Annotated in this window: 1 protein-coding gene; it reads right to left on the bottom strand. The window is 55.4% G+C overall.

Annotated features, from left to right (window positions below):
* Positions 1 to 1,111: type 4b pilus protein PilO2 (pilO2, locus tag A6U95_RS28335; RefSeq protein ID WP_065686935.1), on the bottom strand; the 1,111-nt coding region annotated here is incomplete at both ends.

Raw genomic sequence — 1,111 nt, 5'->3', positions numbered from 1 at the left:
CTCAATGGTGTATTCCAGGCGATTGTTCTTGAGTGTCGTCGTGATACTGGACGCCCTTATCCCGCTGCTGTTGAAGCGCGTCGGCGCAAACAACCGATCAGGAGGAATGTCGGTAATGAATGTGAAGTTGTAAGTGCGCCAGGGCAGATTTTTTACGTCGCCTTGAGTTAACTGAGTGGAGGCATCCATTTCGCTAAGACGCAGACGGGCATTGATGCGTTGTGCATAGCTTGTCAGGTGTTGAATTTGCTGACTGCCCGGGAGCAGTGCTTCGGGATGCTCCGGCGGAGATAGTGATACGGCTAACGCAAACGAAGCATCATCTGCACTGCCGGGGATGTTAAACACCGGTTGAATATCCGAGCCATAGAGAACAGGCAATCGCGAAGCAAAGTCCCCAACGGTCCCCCCGTTTGGCAAGGTGTAGTGCAACGTGATCTTGCCGTGGTCATCACACGTCGCTGTATTGAATACCCATCCGGCAATAGATATCTGAGCCTCTTTCCACACGCTACTGCAGGCACTGAGCATTGACGGGAATCGAGGTTGCATTGCCCAGGGCTTCAAATTGTCAGCAGGAGCCTGTTGCTCCAATTGTTGCCTGGCCATCAATGCGGCCTGAGCGGCGGCAATGCGCGCATTTTCCTGTTGCGTTTGCCATACCGAGTAACTGGCATATCCCACGCCCAGGGCCACCACTGCAACGCCCCATAACCACAGTACCTGCGGGTTATGGGTTTTGCTTAGGCGGGCACGGCGTAGGCCGACTTTGCTGTCGAACAGTATCGAGAGCGCTTTATCTTCAGTGTCTTTATCGGGAAAGAAGCCGCTTGGGGCGTATACCGTCCAACCCGCCGCGGGATCAGCGGTGATTTGCAGAAAATTGGACACGGCTATGCGTATCGCCGCCTCATCCCCCACGATATCGCCGAACGGTGACAACATGCCGTCGCTGACAGCCACGAACCAGTATTGCTCGTTGGGCAACGGGAAAACACCGTAACAGGCCTCCGGTAATGCCGGCAGGACGGCTAACGCCATTGATGCCAATGTATGTCGGCCGCCTTTTCGGCGCGTTTTGTCCGTGAGGGTGACGGTGCCCAGCAGGGTG

The sequence above is a fragment of the Serratia sp. 14-2641 genome, from assembly GCF_001692375.1.
GTDB lineage: Bacteria > Pseudomonadota > Gammaproteobacteria > Enterobacterales > Enterobacteriaceae > Chania > Chania fonticola_C.
This window is presented reverse-complemented; position numbering and strand designations above follow the sequence as displayed.